Here is a 321-nt window from a genome sequence, read left to right on the forward strand (position 1 = left end):
GATACGGCCATGGGTATTAAAAACTTAGCCTGAATGCTGGTTTCCAGGATCAAAGGTGTTAAGCCTGCAAACGTTGTAATTGACGTTAAGAGTATTGGCCTGAAGCGTTTCTTGCCAGCTTCGCATACTGCACTAAAGATATTCACGCCCTTCTTGCGCAGCTCATTAATACAGTCCATCAAGACCAGGTTGTCATTGACGACAATACCGCTGACCGCCACCATACCTATGAATGACCAAAGCGTTAATTCCAGATTTAATAACATATGACCGAAAAGTGAGCCTAGAATTCCAAAAGGGATTGCAAACAAAACCAATAAG

1 protein-coding gene is annotated in these 321 nt (G+C 42.7%); it reads right to left on the bottom strand.

The features are described 5' to 3' along the window. The coding region (locus A3761_RS06895) for an efflux RND transporter permease subunit (protein ID WP_231881183.1) at window positions 1-266 on the bottom strand (266 nt) is incomplete at its 3' end. Between the last annotated feature and the right edge of the window lie 55 nt (window positions 267-321).

It is taken from the genome of Oleiphilus sp. HI0123, assembly GCF_001635315.1.